This is a genomic window from Sphingobacterium sp. UBA865 (genome assembly GCF_002295765.1).
Lineage (GTDB): Bacteria > Bacteroidota > Bacteroidia > Sphingobacteriales > Sphingobacteriaceae > Sphingobacterium > Sphingobacterium multivorum.
This window is the reverse complement of record NZ_DBGB01000023.1, coordinates 1-18,631: the sequence shown is the minus strand read 5'-3', so window position 1 is coordinate 18,631 and position 18,631 is coordinate 1. Positions and strand designations below refer to the sequence as shown.

Annotated in this window: 17 protein-coding genes and 2 tRNA genes; 10 read left to right on the top strand and 9 right to left on the bottom strand. The window is 39.7% G+C overall.

Annotated elements, in window-relative coordinates:
* Positions 1-50 precede the first annotated feature (50 nt).
* On the bottom strand, positions 51-782 hold the full coding sequence (gene rpiA / locus B2O97_RS13345; RefSeq protein WP_070564256.1) for a ribose 5-phosphate isomerase A: 732 nt from the start codon (positions 780-782) through the stop codon (positions 51-53).
* Between the two features lie 11 nt (positions 783-793).
* A complete protein-coding gene (locus B2O97_RS13340) occupies positions 794-1,546 on the bottom strand; it encodes a DeoR/GlpR family DNA-binding transcription regulator (protein ID WP_286767534.1) in 753 nt (250 codons plus the stop codon).
* Between the two features lie 302 nt (positions 1,547-1,848).
* Here B2O97_RS13340 and B2O97_RS13335 point away from each other — a divergent pair, with 302 nt between their 5' ends.
* Positions 1,849-3,006, top strand: coding sequence for a glycoside hydrolase family 130 protein (locus B2O97_RS13335; protein WP_286767533.1), 1,158 nt, complete (start codon positions 1,849-1,851; stop codon positions 3,004-3,006).
* A gap of 120 nt (positions 3,007-3,126) precedes the next feature.
* Here the strand turns inward: B2O97_RS13335 and B2O97_RS13330 are convergent.
* From B2O97_RS13330 to B2O97_RS13320, 3 genes are all read right to left on the bottom strand, one after another.
* Positions 3,127-3,200 (bottom strand) — tRNA-His (locus B2O97_RS13330).
* 247 nt (positions 3,201-3,447) lie between these two features.
* The gene (htpG, locus tag B2O97_RS13325) at positions 3,448-5,337 is read right to left on the bottom strand and encodes a molecular chaperone HtpG (protein ID WP_070564247.1); all 1,890 of its coding nucleotides are present in this window, start codon (positions 5,335-5,337) and stop codon (positions 3,448-3,450) included.
* Positions 5,338-5,505: 168 nt separating this feature from the next.
* Positions 5,506-6,069, bottom strand: a complete 564-nt coding sequence (locus B2O97_RS13320) for a YqgE/AlgH family protein (protein WP_286767532.1) — start codon at positions 6,067-6,069, stop codon at positions 5,506-5,508.
* 153 nt (positions 6,070-6,222) lie between these two features.
* Between B2O97_RS13320 and pdxH the strand changes: the two genes are divergently transcribed.
* The 5 genes from pdxH to ruvB all read left to right on the top strand — a co-directional run bounded on the left by pdxH (position 6,223) and on the right by ruvB (position 10,706).
* A complete protein-coding gene (gene pdxH / locus B2O97_RS13315) occupies positions 6,223-6,876 on the top strand; it encodes a pyridoxamine 5'-phosphate oxidase (protein ID WP_286767531.1) in 654 nt (217 codons plus the stop codon).
* A gap of 2 nt (positions 6,877-6,878) precedes the next feature.
* Positions 6,879-7,367 (top strand): NADH-quinone oxidoreductase subunit C, encoded by a 489-nt coding sequence (locus B2O97_RS13310; protein WP_286767530.1) that lies wholly within the window; start codon positions 6,879-6,881, stop codon positions 7,365-7,367.
* Positions 7,368-7,372: 5 nt separating this feature from the next.
* Complete coding sequence (locus tag B2O97_RS13305) at positions 7,373-8,569, top strand: NADH-quinone oxidoreductase subunit D (protein ID WP_414711302.1); 1,197 nt, start codon at positions 7,373-7,375, stop codon at positions 8,567-8,569.
* A 364-nt stretch (positions 8,570-8,933) separates the two neighbouring features.
* Positions 8,934-9,671 carry a polyprenol monophosphomannose synthase gene (locus B2O97_RS13300; protein ID WP_286767590.1) on the top strand — a complete coding sequence of 246 codons (738 nt, stop codon included), beginning with the start codon at positions 8,934-8,936 and terminating at the stop codon, positions 9,669-9,671.
* Between the two features lie 12 nt (positions 9,672-9,683).
* Entirely contained in the window at positions 9,684-10,706 is a 1,023-nt protein-coding gene (gene ruvB, locus B2O97_RS13295; RefSeq protein ID WP_046673408.1) for a Holliday junction branch migration DNA helicase RuvB, read from the top strand.
* Between the two features lie 20 nt (positions 10,707-10,726).
* Here ruvB and B2O97_RS13290 read toward each other — a convergent pair whose 3' ends face one another.
* The 3 genes from B2O97_RS13290 to B2O97_RS13280 all read right to left on the bottom strand — a co-directional run bounded on the left by B2O97_RS13290 (position 10,727) and on the right by B2O97_RS13280 (position 15,279).
* Positions 10,727-11,269, bottom strand: a complete 543-nt coding sequence (locus B2O97_RS13290; RefSeq protein WP_286767529.1) for a hypothetical protein — start codon at positions 11,267-11,269, stop codon at positions 10,727-10,729.
* Positions 11,270-11,276: 7 nt separating this feature from the next.
* Positions 11,277-13,763 carry a S9 family peptidase gene (locus tag B2O97_RS13285; protein WP_286767528.1) on the bottom strand — a complete coding sequence of 829 codons (2,487 nt, stop codon included), beginning with the start codon at positions 13,761-13,763 and terminating at the stop codon, positions 11,277-11,279.
* Positions 13,764-13,854: 91 nt separating this feature from the next.
* The gene (locus B2O97_RS13280; protein WP_286767527.1) at positions 13,855-15,279 is read right to left on the bottom strand and encodes an ATP-dependent DNA helicase; all 1,425 of its coding nucleotides are present in this window, start codon (positions 15,277-15,279) and stop codon (positions 13,855-13,857) included.
* A gap of 85 nt (positions 15,280-15,364) precedes the next feature.
* On the opposite strand from B2O97_RS13280, the gene B2O97_RS13275 reads away from it, so the two are divergent.
* From B2O97_RS13275 to coaD, 3 genes are read left to right on the top strand one after another with little or no spacing between them, the layout of a single operon-like run.
* Positions 15,365-16,162: a DUF3822 family protein gene (locus tag B2O97_RS13275; RefSeq protein ID WP_286767526.1), complete on the top strand. Its 798-nt coding sequence runs from the start codon at positions 15,365-15,367 to the stop codon at positions 16,160-16,162.
* Positions 16,153-16,692: a 16S rRNA (guanine(966)-N(2))-methyltransferase RsmD gene (gene rsmD, locus B2O97_RS13270; protein ID WP_286767525.1), complete on the top strand. Its 540-nt coding sequence runs from the start codon at positions 16,153-16,155 to the stop codon at positions 16,690-16,692. The genes B2O97_RS13275 and rsmD overlap by 10 nt, the downstream gene beginning before the upstream one ends.
* A gap of 1 nt (position 16,693) precedes the next feature.
* Positions 16,694-17,170 (top strand): pantetheine-phosphate adenylyltransferase, encoded by a 477-nt coding sequence (coaD, locus tag B2O97_RS13265; protein ID WP_286767524.1) that lies wholly within the window; start codon positions 16,694-16,696, stop codon positions 17,168-17,170.
* A 192-nt stretch (positions 17,171-17,362) separates the two neighbouring features.
* Here the strand turns inward: coaD and B2O97_RS13260 are convergent, their stop codons facing one another.
* Entirely contained in the window at positions 17,363-18,316 is a 954-nt protein-coding gene (locus tag B2O97_RS13260; RefSeq protein ID WP_070564213.1) for an aldo/keto reductase, read from the bottom strand.
* 182 nt (positions 18,317-18,498) lie between these two features.
* Between B2O97_RS13260 and B2O97_RS13255 the strand changes: the two genes are divergently transcribed.
* Positions 18,499-18,578: transfer RNA gene (locus tag B2O97_RS13255), tRNA-Leu, on the top strand.
* Positions 18,579-18,631: the final 53 nt, after the last annotated feature.

Here is an 18,631-nt window from a genome sequence, read left to right as displayed (position 1 = left end):
TATTTTAGCGCAGTTTTGCTACTTGTTGGACTTCAATATAAAATTTAATGCTATTGCGTGCTTTTTTTGTCCGTGTTCGATTCTACAATGCGGTTTGCAAAGTGATGTGTTACGCCATCTTCTGTTGCTCGAAGACATACCGAACACAGTTGATAAAAAAGTGAATGTTCTACAACGCCTGTAATGAGTTTGATTTGTTTATTCAAATCAAAAATATCAGGCAGTTTAGAAAAATAAATGTCTGCCAGGAAATTACCTCTCTCAGATAGTAGAGGCCCCGATTTTTGTTCAGATTTTCGTAATACAATGTTTGATATCGCTGAAGAATAGCTTGATTTTAGTTCTTTAAGTACCGATAGCCAGGCGTCGGGAATAATTTCAACACATAGCGGATATTTTGTGGTCAGTTTATCGACCATCTTTGCGCCATCGACCAAGAGAATAAATTGCTTTGCCATATTCGCCATAATCTTTTCACCTGTATGTACGCCGCCGCCACTTTTGAACGCATTTAAATGAATGTCCACCTGATCACAGCTGTCAAAATAATAATCCAGCGTTGCTATGGTACTGTTATCAATACAAATAAGACCATTTTCTTGGAGCAGTATTTTGGTTTCCAAAGAAGGCGATGTAAATTTCAGGCTGGATTTAAAACTGACCCTACTGGCAATTAATTCAATGAAATAAGCTATTGTTGATCCAACACCTAGTCCAATGAATTGATCAGGTTCTAAAAGTTGAAGAGCAGCTTTGGCGGCTTCCTGTTTGAGATTGTTCATAAATGGTAAACTTATAAAATTGTAATACCTTGTTCGACATAAGGCTGCAAAATGCGATCAGAAGGATCCTTTTCTGTAATTAAATAACTGATATCAGATGCGCGGCATGTTAGAAAAGATGCCAGGGTATCGAGCTTATTGCTCGTTGTGGCAGCAACAATGTTCATTGAATTTTTACATAGTACTCTTTTGATAGCTGTTTCTTCGCGAGTTCTTGCCGTAAGTCCACGATAGGGGTCCAGGCTACATACACCTATGAAGCTGACATCCGCATATATTTCTTCAAAGGTAGAAATAGTTTGCTGTCCCTGCATCGTAAGAGATGATTTGCAGAAAGCGCCACCCGCGAAAATCAAGCTGATGTTTGGGAGGTTTGCAAGTATATTGGCTATTGGGAGACTATGTGTGACCACAGTAAGGTTTAGGCTATCTGGAATGTTGCCAGCAATTGCCTGTGTTGTTGTGCCACCGTCAAAAAAGACGACTTGATGATCTTTCAATAGTGTGATCGATTTTTCTGCTATGGCTTGTTTCTCCATAACATCAAGGTTATTTCGGTCGTATATATCGAATGGTAAGTTTGACCGTAAAGTGGCTCCCCCTCGAATAGCGCGGAGCAAGCAAGCGTCAGATAGTTCTTTAAGATCACGTCGGACGGTATGCTCAGAGACACCAAGTTCGGCCGCTAACTCTGTCATAACTAATTTCCTTTCCTTTTTGATTTTAACTAATATAAAATCGTGACGTTCTTCTTTGGATATCATGCTATAAATGTAGTGTTTTTGTGCTATATGCTGCAATATTTGTCATTATAATCGTTTTAGTATTGCGATATATTGCAATATTTCGAGTTATTTATCGTTGAATTGTTTATTTGTGTTTTTTAGTTTTGATCCCAATTCAATTTTGTTGAACTTGTTTTTGCGGTACTTTTTTCTATTAGCATTATATTTGTGAATGATCAATAATAGTTTCGATCGCTCTTCAGTGGTAACCAATTTATAATTTTCACTTTTACAGGCTGTTGTTTGCTACTACATGTAAAACCATAGAAATCAATTAAAATATGAATATTATCGTAAAAATTGCAGGCTCTATTCTGTTCGTCTTTTTATGCGGCTGCAGCGTGCAGCCTGCTGGAAAGCTTAAAAAAGAACAATGGGTATTAGGAGGCTTTGAACGGCCCAAAGGTGTCAATCCAATTATTGAGCCCGATACGAGTTCCGTATTTTATGATCCAATGCTGAAGAAAGAAATTCGATGGGAGGACAACGACACTTTTAATCCTGCTGCAGTAGTAAGGGGAAATAGTATCTATGTCATTTATCGTGCAGAAGATCGGACAGGAAAAGCTATTGGCCACCGGACCTCCCGATTGGGGTTAGCAGCTAGTGCTGACGGTATTCATTTTGAACGACTGAAAACGCCTATATTCTATCCGGGGCCTGATGAGCAGCAAGATAACGAGTGGCCTGGCGGGACAGAAGATCCTCGGATAGCACAGACTGAGGATGGGCGTTTTGTGCTATTTTATACCCAATGGAACCGAAAGGTACCGCGGCTTGGTGTAGCAATATCCACTGATCTGAAACACTGGACTAAATACGGTCCTATTTTTAAGAACTCGAGAAATAGGCGCACTCTAGTCAATGAACCGCATAAATCGGCTTCTATTGTGACTACATTGAAAGTTAACAAACAGGTTATAGCTAAAATCAATGGGAAATATTGGTTGTACTGGGGAGAACATGGTGTTTATGGCGCCACATCCGATAATTTGATTGACTGGGAACCCGTAACAGATAATAGAGGTACACTGAAAGCCTTCATTTCGCCGAGGGATGGTTACTTTGATAGTTCGTTGACAGAGTGCGGTCCTCCAGCAGTTTTGACTGATAAAGGAATTGTATTGCTATACAATGGTAAGAATCATGCTGAGAAAGGGGATGTGCGTTTTAATAAAAATACCTATTCCGCTGGACAGGTTTTATTTAGTCCACGAGATCCGACAAGCGTATTGGCTCGAATGGATGTTCCGTTTTTACGCCCCATGGAATCTTTCGAAAAAAGTGGACAATATATAGATGGAACGGTTTTTATCGAAGGATTGGTCTTTTTTAAACAAAAATGGTTTTTATATTATGGTTGTGCGGACTCTAAAGTTGCTGTGGCTATTTATGATCCGCGCCATCCAGGGCTTATGGATCCTGTGCCTGAACTGTAAAAGGGAAGAAGTTGCCTTTGAAGCTTGTTCGGATGATGGGTAGCTGGTCAAGGAGCATTTGTTTAGTTGGCTGAGAACTTATCAAATTAAAAAAGGCAGATCATTTGATCTGCCTTTTTGGGTAAGTAATCGGGCTCGAACCGACGACCCCTAGAACCACAATCTAGTGCTCTAACCAACTGAGCTATACCTACCGTGATTTTGATGATACAAAAGTACGATTAAACCCTATTCCCTCCAAATATTTGACTGAAAAAAAACAGCGTTTAAAGCCAACTGGGTGAAGATTAGTTTATTAAATTTTAATAAAAAACATCTAAAGGGTTGCATTTCGATAATGCCATGCATTTGGCTGCTCCAAATTTGTCATTTGTGTCCAATTTTTAATAAAAAAGGCGGTTACTATTAAAGAGACCGCCTTTTTTATTAGAAGGAATACCCTTAAATCATTTCTACACTTCTCTTCACAAAAGATGTCAGATCTGCTCCAGACAATAAACCTCTGGATAAGAGTGCTAAATCAAAAGCTTGTTTTGCCAGTTTTGAACCTTCTTCGTCTGATGACGATAAAATTCTTTTGATCAGCGGATGGTTCCCATTGACTGTTACCTTATAATTATCGGGCAATGAACCATAAAAATTCATGCCACCACCTGTCTTGGCCATATCTTTCATTCGACGCATAAATTCATCAATTGTTACCGATACAGGCAGGTCACTTTCATTTAACGCGTCAACTTCAACTTTCATATCTTGGCGCGAAATTGCTTTTTCGAAAACCTCCAGCGCTTTTTTGGATTCTTCTTCTGAAAGGGCCAATTCAACCTTTTCATCTTTTTGGATCAACTTATCGATAACGTCAGCATCTACACGTTTCAGCTGTACCTTATCGCCGCCCTTTTGCTCTAAATAAGCTGCAAAGTGTGTATCCAATGGCCCATCAAGCATCAAAACATCATAACCTTTGTTTAATGCTGTTTGGATAAAGCCATCTTGTTGAGCGGCGTCATGTGTATATAAGTAGACAATGTTACCATCTTTATCTACCTGGATATCTTTGACCTTTTCGTAATACTCTTTAATGGTGAAGCTTTGGTTACCTGTGTTTTTTACTAAACAGAAGTCATTTGCTTTTTCAGCAAATTTCTCATCGCTAAGCATACCGTATTTGATAAATAAACCGATATCCGTCCATTTCTCTTCAAATCCCTTACGGTCGGTCTTAAATATTTCGTTCAATTTGTCAGCCACCTTTTTGGTGATATAACTGTTGATTTTTTTTACGTTACTGTCTGCCTGTAAAAATGAACGGGATACGTTTAACGGAATGTCCGGTGAATCAATTACCCCATGAAGTAACATCAAGAATTCAGGAACAATATCTTTCACCTCGTCGGTGATAAACACTTGTCGAGAATAGAGTTTAATTTTATTACGCTGGATTTCCAGTTCATTTTTAACTTTAGGGAAGTAGAGGATACCTGTCAGGTTGAATGGGTAATCAACATTGAGGTGTATCCAAAACAAAGGTTCATCCATTGAATATGGATAGAGTTCGCGGTAGAAGGCTAGATAATCTTCGTCTTTTAATTCAGACGGTGATTTTGTCCAGGCTGGATTGGTATTATTGATGATATTATCTACCTCTACAGATTTGTATTTTGGTTTTCCTTCTTCGTCTTCACCGTCCTGTTCAGAATTTGTTTTGGTGCCAAAACGGATTGAAACAGGAAGAAATTTAGCATACTTATCTAAAATGTCCTGTAGTCGTGCCTGGCTTAAAAATTCTGTTGATTCTTCATTAATATGTAAGATGACGTCGGTACCACGTGTGGTTCTTGAGCCCGTAGAAATTTCGTAAGATGTACTACCATCGCAAGTCCAATGAGCCGGTTCTGCGCCATCTTGATAGGATAAAGATTGGATTTCTACGGTATCGGCTACCATAAATGCGGAATAGAAGCCTAAACCAAAGCGACCAATGATTTCATTTGCGTCATTTGCCTCCTTGAATTTTTCCATGAACTCTGTTGCTCCTGAGAAAGCGATCTGGTTGATGTATTTTTTTATTTCATCGGCTGTCATACCAATACCATTATCGGAAATAGTGATGGTCTTGGCCGCTTCATCAAATTTTACGTCTACAATCAATTCTCCTGTTTCCCCTTGGTATTGACCCAAAGAAGCCAGACGTTTGATTTTTTGAGAAGCATCAACGGCATTAGATACCAGTTCACGCAAGAAAATTTCATTATCAGAGTATAAGAACTTTTTGATTACGGGAAATATATTCTCCGTGTGAATTGAAATACTACCTTTTTCTGGATTCATAATTTGTATGTCGCTATTTTAATTTTATGATTTGTTTAAAACATACAATCAGTGTTCCAAATCGTCCCTACAGGACATGATGGCAGAAAACCGCCTATTTTGTCATAGGCTCATTCGGTGATTTACGGACTCGTAAAGCAAACTGTCATATAGCGTAAGTCCCTTTCGCTAATTTAGACCTGGGCTCTGTGGGAAGTTGGCGACATGTGCATATTTGGGACCTAATCCAATGATGGCATCCTTCCATAGCAATTCGCCATTACCTTCAAAAATGAGCTGTTGGTGGTATTTGTTTTGTACAGCCCAGCTATTTTCTTTGATTTCGCCGTCCAACTGACCGGCAGACCATCCAGAATATCCGATAAAGAATTTTAATTCGTCAGGTTTTATGCTATCGGTTTGTATGGCTTCAATAAGCTTTTCTTCATCGCCTCCAAAATAGATTCCAGGAGCCACTTCCTCGCCACTTAGCAGTAAATCAAAACGGCTATGTACAAAAAAAAGACTTTCCTGAGCCACAGGACCACCGACGTAGATGGGGAAATTGCAATTCGGTATAGATTCCAATAATTGGCCTATGCGAACATTGGTTTGATTATTTAGGACAAATCCGAGGGAACCCTCTGTATTGTATTCACATAACAATATCACGGATCTGAGGAATCTAGGGTCTAGCATAAATGGCTCGGAAATCAATAGACTTCCTTTTTGTGGGTCTAGTTCGGTAAACATATAGCGCGAATTTTAATTGTTTATTGAATTTAATCTTTTTTATTTAATCTATGCGAGATTTGTGCCAAAATTAGGATTTTGTCAATTTCTACTAACTTTATAGAGAAAAAGCAATGATTTTAGTAAGTTTGTAGGATATAAAAACAGGTTTCTATGTCCATTCAACATAATGATATTGCAGCAATCAGACAGGATTACGTATTAGGTAGCCTATCTGAATCGGATGTGGATCGTGATCCAGTCCACCAGTTTAAAAAATGGTTTGATGCGGCTATTCATAGCGAGGTGATCGAACCTAATGCCATGGTGCTTTCAACCGTATCTTCCCATCATTTGCCATCCTCAAGAGTTGTTTTATTGAAGGATATTGTATCAGAAGGTTTAGTCTTTTTTACAAATTATGAGAGCCGTAAGGGGGAAGACATGAAAGCTAATCCGCATGCTGCACTGTTATTTTTCTGGCCTGAATTGCAGCGGCAGGTCCGGATTGAAGGAGTTATTGAATTTGTGAGCGGAGCTGATTCGGATGAATATTTTCAATCGCGACCTAAAGCGAGCCGTATCGGTGCACTGGCCTCCCCGCAGAGCCATGAAATTCCAAACCGCAGTTTTTTAGAAAACAGGGTGGAAGAACTCGAAAACCAATATAATGGAAGCGACGCTGTACCTAGACCCTCACATTGGGGCGGCTATTTACTGAAACCGATTTATTTCGAGTTCTGGCAGGGACGTGCGAGTCGGCTGCATGATCGTATCGTTTATAAAAAAGTGTCTGATTCCTGGAAGATTACGCGCATAGCTCCATAAATATGACATTTGACGAAATTAAATCGACGCTTGTTTCCAGATTTGGAACTCAAATTATTCTTAAAGAAGATCACAATGGGCTGCAGCCTGCATTATTTATTGATAAGGGCGATATTATAGCCGTATGTTTATTCCTGAGAGATACAGAGGGTTTGTACTTTGATTTTTTAAGCAACCTTACTGCGGTGGATTATCAAACGCATTTTACTGTAGTCTACCATCTCAATTCCTTGCCTTATCAACACGGTTTGGTCTTAAAAGTGGAGTTGTCTGGTAATCGTTCGCTCGATGAACTCCCTGAGATTCCTTCGCTTACTTCGGTATGGCGCACGGCAGACTGGCATGAGCGCGAAGCATTTGACCTGATGGGGATTTATTTTGAGGGACATCCGGATCTTAGAAGGATTTTGCTACCTGACGATTGGGAAGGATATCCTTTACGGAAGGATTATGAAGAGGCAGAAAAATATCATGGCATCCATATTAATTGATAGAAATGGCGAATCCAAAATATAAAGAGGCATTAATACGCTATGAAAAACACCTTACGGAGATATCCAGTCAGGAAATGGTGTTAAATATGGGACCTCAGCATCCTTCTACGCATGGCGTGCTCCGACTGCAGCTGATTACAGATGGAGAGATCGTGAAAGAGGTTGTTCCACATCTGGGTTATCTGCACCGTTGTTTTGACAAACATGCCGAATCGTTAAATTACGCAAAGACAATTCCTTTTACTGATCGTCTGGATTATCTAGCCTCAATGAACAATAGTCATGCTTTCGTGATGGGGGTTGAACGCATGCTTGGTCTCGATAGTAAAATACCGAAAAGAATAGAGTACATCCGGGTGCTGGTCTGTGAACTCAACCGAATTGCATCCCACCTGATTGCTATTGGGACATATGGGATTGATATCGGCGCAACAACACCGTTCCTTTGGTGTTTCCGCGACCGTGAGCATATTATGAATATGTTGGAATGGGCATCTGGCTCCAGGATGTTGTACAATTATATCTGGGTAGGAGGTTTATTTTATGATTTGCCTGTAGGCTTTGAAGAGCGCTGTGCTGAATTTATAGTGTATTTCAAGCCTAAATTGGTCGAACTGGATGAGATATTGACACAGAACCAAATATTTATTTCCCGTACAGCTAAAATAGGGGTACTTCCTGCTGATGTCGCCATAAATTATGGTGTATCAGGGCCCATGCTTCGCGCTTCGGGAATAAAATGGGATTTGAGACGAATAGATGGCTATTCTGTTTACCCAGAAATTGATTTTGAGATACCTGTGGGAAAAGGTGAGATGGGAATAATCGGCGATTGCTGGGATCGTTATAAAGTTAGGGTAGATGAGGTCAAAGAATCTGTTCGCATTGTTGAGCAATGTCTTGAACGATTACAGAAAGACTTTAAACGTACAGCTGAATTTGATCCGAGGGCTCTGGTTCCGAAGAAAGTGAATTTGAAGGCTCAGGATTACTATGTCCGTGCTGAAAATCCGAAAGGAGAATTAGGGTTTTACTTTGTCACTAAAGATAAATCAGATATTCCACTGCGTGTAAAGTCAAGGGGGCCAAGTTTTAATAACCTTTCGGTGATTTCGGAACTCGGAAAAGGCGTATTAATTGCTGATTTAATTGCGATCCTTGGATCTATTGATATCGTTTTGGGGGAGGTAGACCGCTAAATTGCGGTAGTATGCATGTTTTCTAAACGATTTAGCAAAATAAAATAGGGGCTGTATTGAAAATGTTGCAGGAAAACGCAAATAAATTTGTAAATGAAAGCAATTTTCACCATATTTGCAGTCTCATAATTTAAGTTTATAATTGGTTAATGAAAGCTCGTTACTCCCAAAGTAACGGGCTTCTCTTTTTTATGGCGTGCAATCTATTGATGCTGTTTATTTAGCATGTCGGTGTGTTGGTTTGAGCTTGAAGGGTTTACTGCTTTTTCATCGGAGCAATGATGATTATCCTGTATATTTCATCGAATTCCTGCATTAGAATTTAACGTAAATGATTACCTTTACTGGTCTTAAATATAAAAAAGTGACGGATAGTTTAGTTATCATTCCAACATATAATGAAAAGGAAAATATTGAAAAAATCATTCGCAAAGTTTTTTCCTTATCACATGCATTTGATATTTTAATTGTAGACGATGGTTCTCCCGATGGGACGGCTACCATCATCAAGGATTTGCAGCTTAATGAATTTACCGGCCGTCTGTTTATCGAAGAACGGACCGGGAAACTGGGCTTAGGGACAGCTTATATCCATGGATTTAAATGGGCGCTATCGCACGAGCACTACCAATATATTTTTGAAATGGATGCAGATTTCAGTCACAATCCGGAGGATCTGCTTCGCTTACGGCAGGCTTGTGCGGATGGTGCTGATATGAGCATAGGTTCGCGTTATATCAAGGGCGTGAACGTGGTCAATTGGCCGATGAGCCGGGTACTGATGTCCTATTTCGCCTCGGTATATGTTCGTTTTATAACCGGAATAGATATCCAGGATGCTACCGCGGGATTTGTTTGTTTTACCAGAGAAGTCCTCAGGACAATCCCACTTGAAAAGATTAAGTTTGTAGGTTATGCTTTTCAGATTGAAATGAAATTTACAGCCATAAAATATGGCTTTAAGGTGGTGGAAGTCCCTATTATATTCACAGATCGGACTGAAGGTACATCAAAGATGAGTACAAGTATCTTTAAGGAGGCATTTTTTGGTGTTATCCAATTGAAACTGGGAAGCATAGGTAAGCGCTATAAGAGAAATTAAAATGTTGCCACAATGAACGAGAATTTAGATCCAAATCCTGAACGTCTGAGCAATACAGATCGTGATATTGAACGAGCATTGCGGCCTCAGGCTTTCGAAGACTTTACAGGACAGGCTAAAATATTAGAAAACCTCAATATTTTTGTGAAAGCGGCTAGGCTGAGAGGCGAGGCGCTGGACCACGTCTTGCTGCATGGCCCCCCTGGCTTAGGAAAAACGACTTTATCCCATATCATTGCTAATGAGATGGGGGTTGGTATCAAAATTACTTCGGGCCCTGTATTGGATAAACCGGGCGATTTAGCGGGTTTATTGACAAATCTGGAAGAAGGTGATGTTTTGTTTATCGATGAGATCCATCGTTTAAGTCCTTTGGTGGAGGAATATCTTTATTCGGCAATGGAAGATTTCAAAATCGACATCATGCTGGAGACAGGCCCAAATGCACGGTCTGTGCAGATTTCTCTGAATCCGTTTACCTTGATTGGTGCCACAACGCGCTCAGGTCTTTTAACAGCCCCCTTGCGCGCACGCTTTGGAATTAATTCACGCTTGCAATATTATGATGCAAAATTGCTGACAACTATCGTGCTGCGTTCGGCTCATATCTTAAACACACCTATTTCTGATGAAGGAGCTTACGAGATTGCGCGAAGGAGCAGGGGAACACCACGGATAGCCAATGCTTTACTGCGCCGCACACGAGATTTTGCGCAGATAAAGGGCAACGGGAGCATCGATAAAGAAATAGCAAAATATGCTTTACATGCGCTTAATGTGGATGAAAATGGTTTAGACGAGATGGACAACAAAATCTTAACGACGATTATCGACAAGTTCAAAGGTGGTCCTGTAGGACTAAAAACTGTAGCCACGGCTGTTGGTGAAGATGAAGGTACGATTGAGGAAGTCTATGAACCCTTTTTGATTCAAGAAGGATATATTATGCGAACGTCAAGAGGACGCGAGTGTACCGAAGCGGCCTATAAGCACTTGGGGCGTGTCAACCATTCGAAAGGAAACACACTGTTTTAAGCGCGAATGAAAAGTGTATTTTAACTTTTTTGCTGGGTAATTTTATTAGTCCGGCTCATTAAAGCTGGGCTAGGTTTTGTCCGTTGAAAATAGCTTATTTGAGCCTGTAGTTCCTCATATATCCAAGGGTGCTTCTTTCGTAGGTTATTTAAGATGTCCAGACAGTTGACCAGTACAGCGACAGGACATGAAGGTTCGATCATCCATTGAAAGGAGTGCTCGATAATTTCTTCTTCTATCTCATTTTGGAGCGTATATTCTTTATTTTTTTTAGACGTTAAAAATAATAGAATTTTAGTATAGCTTCTAAGACAACTCCAGTTTTTTTGTTTTTTTAAATTGTTCAAGAATTGCGGGAGAACAGATTTTAGCAACGCTGTATTCTTTAAAACGATGGTTTCAAATACCCATGCGGCGCGAAAGGCAACCTTTTTATCCTTCTCTAAGGAGATGTTCAGCAGATCAGCCAGGGTTATTCCTTGGAGCATCTCCAAAGAAAAATCCGTTACCTCGAAAGATCTCAAGGTAACGGATAAAAATGCTAATTTTTCATTGTAGGTCATGTAACCGTTATTTTTGTGGCTTTTCTCGATTCATTTCAGTCATGTCAACTTCGTTCATCTTGGAATCACCCAATAGATATTGGCTAAAGTAATCGCCCATTTTCCAGAAGAAATACTCCGTCATATCGCCAAAGCCATGTCTTTGTCCAGGTAATAGCAGGAAATCAAATCTTTTGTTAGCCTTGATCAATGCGTCTACCATGCGAATTGAATTTGCCGGGTGCACATTGTTGTCAATGTCTCCTGTAGCGATAAGTAGTCTGCCTTTTAGGTTTTTTGCGAGCTCTGTATTTTTATTGATTTGGTAGGAGAATGTTGTATCGCCTTTAGCCGATACTTTTTCTGTCACCCCATGATGACGCTCACTCCACCAGCGGTTGTAAATCTGATTTTCATGGTTTCCGGCGCCAGACACCGCAACTTTAAAGAAGTCAGGGTAAACAAGCATCGCCGCTGTAGACATAAAACCACCGCCGGAGTGACCAGTTATACCAACGCGGTTAATGTCGATGTATTTATAACGATCTGCGAGCTGTTCCGCCGCTACTTTTTTATCTTCCAAACCATAATCGCGCAGATTGCCATATCCATAGGTATGATACCATTGCGAACGTGAAGGATGTCCACCACGGTTACCAACGGTGATGACGATAAAACCGAATTGCGCTAGCCTGTCAATTCTGTCCATGCTTCTTCCAAAGGATTTATTGACAGCTTCGGTCTGAGGTCCGGGATATACATATTCGACAATGGGATACGTCCTGGTACTATCAAAGTCAAATGGTTTGTACATGACCCCATAGAGATCCGTGGTGCCATCCCCAGCTTTCACTTTAAAAGGTTCTGGAAATTTGTAACCTGCAGCAAATAGCAAGGATAGGTCAGCTTTTTCCAATGTCATTACTTTCTGTCCATTGCTATTGTATAAGACGGATTCAGGAGTCGTGTTTACTCTGGAGGAATTATTAACAAAATATCGGGAGGATTCACTCATTTCCACCTGGTGATCAAAATTTCCCGGGTTTAATAGTTTAATGCCGGAGCCAGTAGTATTTACACTGTATTGATGCAGATAATAGGGGTCTTCGTTTTTCTCACGGCCCGATGCTGTAAAGTATAGTGTTCCTGAAGCAGGGTCTAAACCAGTAATTTCTTCCGTATGAAAGGCACCTTTTGTGATTTGATTAATCAATTTTCCATTTGTGTCGTAGAGGTAGTAATGGCCCCAGCCATCTCTTTCTGACCAATGAACCAATTGCTTTTTATTCTCAATCAGGAATGGTTTTTGAACATCCAGATATACATTAGAACGCTCTTGGATAATGTTGTTCACTGTGCCATTTATATTGACCTTTAGGAGATCAATTCGTTTCAGGTCGCGGCTAGAACGTGAAATGTAAAATTCCTCGTTATTGCCTAACCAGTAGTTGATAAAATAATCCTCTTTATACGAATTTTTATCTGGTGTTTTGGTCCAGGTAGAGAGGGTCTGATTTTTGAACGTAGCTATATTGATGCGGCGTGGAGTTTTTGCTGCCGCGTCGAAGATATATAGTTCAGTTTCTGTCGAATCGACTTCGCCTGGCATTTGGTATTTATAAGTTTCAAGTGTCGGCCGGGATGAGCCAATATTATTGATTACCCATAAGGGCTTTAGAGAACGGTTGTCCTTTTTGGTCAAGGTAAAATAACGTCCATCCGGAGACCAGCTGATCCATACCCGCTTGCGTTTAGTATCGTTGTCTTTATCTTTTTCCTCACCCGTAGTTGTGCTATATTCATCACCGCCCCAAGCATAATATTGCACCCCGTCTTTTGTTATCTGGTGCTCAACAATGGTGCTGTCTTTTTCATCCTTTACCGCTTTAAGATAGTTGGATTTGTCCATCCAATACAAGTTGTAATCTTTCGCAAAATAGACTGTATTGGTGTCAGGCGAGTATGTCGCCCAACCCAATGGCGATTTAACTTTTGTCGAGTCACTGATTTCTAAGACAGACTTTGTTGCCAGGTCGTATTCCAGATAAAAGAGTTTCTTTTTAGTGGTGTCGGACTTATTTTTGAGCTTTTGTATTTCATCTTTGGATTTCACGGTATCTTGGGTGCTCTGAACCTGAAATCTTAATTTTTTCTCATCTTTGGTGAATCGAAGCCCTTGTAATTCCAAATGTTGGGCATCTACTGGGTTTTTAACGATTTTAGTAATTTGAGCAGCGATGTCGTCATTATTGAAAAGAAGTTCTTTCTTTTTGAGGGCCGGGTTAACAATGTACCAATTTCTTCCTTGTGGGCTTGCGTAATCATACCAAAAGCGATCAGAAAAATTGATCCAGTTTGGTTTGATACTCGTTGAAAAAATCATTTTCTTTAATTTTTCAGGAGAAAATTTCGCCGCTAACTGATAGTTGGCTTTTATAGGCACCTCTTTCGCCTGTTGTGCAGTGCCAATATAGGGTAATAAGCTGGCTGCTAAGATAAAGTAGAACTTATGCATTAAATAATGATATAGATAATTGTATAGTAATGGTTTTGGACGTAAAAATATTTATAATTAGGTTCTTTTGCGAATAATTCGTGTAATAATCCTATGATGGATAGAAATTTTCACTGAAATTAACCAAAAAAAGCTCTTTTGTTGCCCGTGTCACTCCCGTATACAGCCATCTTAAAAATTCAAGATCCAACATGTCATCGTTTATATAACCCTGGTCGACAAAGACGATTGGCCATTGGCCGCCCTGCGCTTTATGGCAGGTAATTGCAAATGCAAATTTAATCTGAAGCGCATTATAATAGGGATCCTTTTTGATTGCTTCGAGACGGTCTTTTTTATCCATAATATCGGCATAATCCAAGGCGATCTCTTCGTAGAGTGCTTTCTGGGTTTCATAAGGCAGGTTGGGACTGTCCGTATAGAGGCTGTCTAGGATCACGCGGCAAGTGATAGGCTCTATTTCATCAATGTCTACAAATTCAAGTGTGACATCTGCAAATCGAAATCCATGCTGGTCATGGATATTGCTCACTTTTCGCACCTTGGCCATATCACCATTTGCAATAAACCCATCGCCCATATTGTTTTCCTGCAACCAGAAGTAGTTGTTCTTAACAACCATAATGTAATCTCCGCCGGTCAGCTCCTCGTCCCGGAACAAAATTCGGTTCCTTATATTTTGGTTGTATAGGTTTGCAGAGCGATTTGAACGACAGATAATCATTGTATTTTCGACTCCATATTTGTCATAGGCATAGTTTATCCCTTCGATTAACCGTTCACCTGTCATTCTGTAAAGGTCTTTAAATCCTTTTGTTATGAATTTGGGGAAGGGAAAGTCATCTTGATCTTCTTCAGCTGAGGTTATCTCTTCGCGTATTTTTGTCGCATTATACAGTATGCCGGAATCTTTGGATTGACGGACAACGGAGGTCAGTTCATATGGATAAACGCATAGATGAAATTCACTTTCGAGATAACTTGGGTTTAATGCGGGGCTGTCTAGGAGTCCTACAGGAGGTAACTGGGCGGTATCCCCAACAAATAATAGCGTGCAGTTCTTTCCTGATTGCACATAGCGGATCAGGTCATCCAAAAGACTTCCTGAAAACGCATTCACAGGTGCATTGGATATCATAGAAGCCTCATCGATGATAAATAAAGTATCTTCATGAAGGTTCTCCGCTAAAGTGAAATCCAGATGAAATGAAACAGCAGATTTTTTTCGATAGATTTTCTTGTGGATTGTTAGTGCTTTCCGTCCCGAATAATAGGTGATTACTTTTGCGGCCCTGCCCGTTGGAGCCAGCAGAACAGCTTTTTTGCGCAATGCAGGTAGTACTTTGACCAGTGCCGAAATTAACGTTGTCTTTCCCGTACCGGCGTATCCTCTCAGTACAAAGCAGGATTGCTTGTCAAAAGCGAGTAGAAATTCTTGCAGTAATTCGAAGGCCTCCAACTGCTGATCGGTGGCCTGCCATGGGAATTGCTGTATTAACAGATTTTTGATGAACACCCTCAAAGTTATTTAAAAGGTTTGTCTTATCCTCTAGAAAAAGCTATTTTTGCTCTAAGAAGTTTTAATTTTTACAATTCAGCGAATGAATTATATTTCAAAACAATTTAATATTCATTATTTACCGGAGTACAATCTTTTGGTCAAGGCTGGCTTTCAGAAGGATGTCTTGGCAGTGGTTGATAAAAAGTCGGTTGCACCGATTTTGATCGAGTATCCGTCAGAAGAGCCCATTTTGGATGCCACACGAATTATGAGCCTTCCATTTCGATTTGTTCGCGTTGTGATACCGCATCAAACTTTTACGTTTATTCCAAAAGAGTTTTTTCTGAGCGAACAGATGAGCGATTACCTACAGTTTTTAGGTACATCCGATCTTGAGAATACATTTAGCTATTCTTTAGATAGTCTTAATTTAGTTGCTGTTTACCAGTTTGATGGACTGTTATTAAATAGATGGAAGAGGTTGTTTCCAGATGCTATTATACTTCCCGAATTCGCTGTTGTGCTCGATCGCGCGCAGGAGCGTGTATCCATTAGAGGCAGTGTGTTGGGGCTTCATTTTGTAGCTGAAAATACAGTTGATTTTTATCTGTTTAAAAACGGGGTTTTTCAGCTTTATAATAGTTTTGAAATTCATAATCTAGATGATATTAGCTACTATGTACTTAATATTTTAACGCTATTCAATCTAGGGGACTCCATCAATAAGGTGCTCCTTTCAGGAGAAATTCCAAATGAATCCTATTATAAACGTATCTCTACTTATGCTGGTGATATCGAAATATTGGATTTGAAAACCAAAGTTGTATTGGCGGATAGCGAGATCGAGTCAAATTTGACGCCGTATAACGTATTATTTGATTCTATACTATGCGAATAATCGGAGGTCGTTTAGGTGGCTTAAGGTTGAATCCACCAACTAATTTACCTGTGAGACCAACCACGGATATCGCTAAGGAAGCGCTGTTTAATATTTTGCAGAACAGACTAGATTTTGATGGGTTACACTGTCTGGATCTTTTTGCAGGGACAGGGAATATTAGTTTTGAGCTTGCATCGCGGGATGTTGAGCGTGTGGATGCGATAGACCTTCATTTCAAATGTATGCAATACATCAATGATACGGCGGATAAAATGAAATTGGAGCAGATTAAAGCAAGGAAAGCCGATGTGTTTAAGTTCATTGCCAGTTGTAAGAATACTTACGATTTTATTTTTGCAGATCCACCTTATGATATTCCTAAATTGCCACAATTACCAAAATTAATTTTTGAACAGGAATTGTTGCATGAACATGGGCTCCTTGTTGTTGAGCATCCGTCAACAAGACAAATGGAAGATCATCCAAATTTTATAGAAACTAGAAAATACGGGTATTCATCATTTTCCTTTTACGCTAAGACTATCTAATATGAAAATTGCTGTTTTTCCGGGCTCTTTTGATCCCTTTACATTGGCTCATCAAGATCTTGTTGAAAGAGCAATGCCGCTATTTGATAAAATTATTATTGCAGTGGGCTATAACGCCAATAAAAAAGGAATGTTAGATCACGACGAACGGGTAGATTCAATTAGCCGTGTTTTTAACGACGTAAGTAGGGTTGAGGTGCATAAATATAAAGGTCTTACAGTGGATTTCTGCAAGCAGGTTAAAGCGCGTTTTATATTGCGAGGGCTCCGCAATACCAATGATTTTGAATTTGAAAACGCCATTGCTCAAAATAATCTGTTGCTCAATAACGAGGTAGAAAGCTATTTTTTGATGAGTAGATCTGGAACGGCTCATATTTCTTCTTCCATTGTTAGAGATGTGTGGTTTAATGGAGGGGATATCAGTGCAATGGTGCCTGTTTCCATTTTATCCTTACTGAATGAAAAAATAAGATAAGTTGCCTCGGGCTGAGAAAAAGTTATTGAAAAACAGGTGTTTATATTCGTTATCTAAATCATCTGTTTTCTTTATTTTAGAACAGCTCACTTTCTCCTATACGGTATAGCCAAATATTATTTGGTAACTTGATTAGTATATTTTTAATGTTCTTATTTTCAATATACTAGATTGTTTTTTTGTGCTTTTGGTCTAGTAATCGCTTGCTTGGTTTAAGAGGTAATACTCTTCCGGTGTCAGCTTGATTTCTACAGCTCTGCTAAGTTCTTCGAGCTGCTGGATACTAGTTGCACTCACTATAGGCGCTGTAACTGAAGGCCTGTGTAAACTCCAGGCTAACGCTATAGCGGACATGCTAGCTTGTTGTGTATGTGCTATCTCAGCCAAAACATCTAAAATGCGCAGGCCGCGGGTGTTAAACTTGTCTTTTAATGCGTCATAACGCTTGGCACCTTTGATGTCATCAATAGAGCGGTATTTACCCGACAGGAAACCACTGGCAAGTGAATAATAGCTGATGACGCCAAGATGATTATCGAGGGCCAATTGTTCATACTGCTCTTCGTATTTCATCCGGTCGTAAAGGTTATATTCGGGCTGAATAGCGATATAATACGGTAAATTGTGGTCTTCGGCTATACGAAGGGATTCTGAAATCCGTTCTGGACTTAGGTTGGAAGCACCGATCCATTTTATTTTTCCATTCTGTATCAGGTTATGATAAGCCTCCAGTGTTTCATCGATTCCAGTTGTCAGATCATCGTGATGAGATTGATAAAGATCGATTGTGTCTACATTCAATCGCAGGAGTGAATCTTCCACAGATTTAATAATATACTCTTTTTTAAGATTAGGTTTACTATTGTCTATTCGACGTCCGCCGACTTTTGTTGCAATCTGAATTTTATCGCGAATATCTCTTTTGCTGATCCATTTGCCAATGATTGTTTCTGATTCTGACCCACTGTGTCCCGGCACCCAATGTGAATAGTTGTTGGATGTATCAATAAGACTGAATCCCATATCGATAAAAGCATCTAACAGGGCGAAAGATTGTTTCTCATCGACGGTCCAGCCAAATACATTTCCACCGAAAACAAGAGGTTTGAATTCAATTTCACTGTTTCCGAGTTTTACTTTTTCCATAATCATTTGATTGTTTTCTGATTAAAAATACGTAAAAAAGGTCGTTTTCAATCGTTCTATAGGGAAATGAAAAGTTTTTTTAAAATTTTCTCATTCATTTTCAATGAGTTTTAAAAATGATCAGTATAGTGATTTGGAATAATAAAAACTTTACTTACTTTTGCATCATCCCAAACGGATATGCCCGGATGGCGGAATTGGTAGACGCGCTGGTCTCAAACACCAGTGGGAAACCGTGCCGGTTCGACTCCGGCTCCGGGTACTAAAGCTTCTCAATCGAGAAGCTTTTTTTAGGATCATACCGAAAGTTTGGGG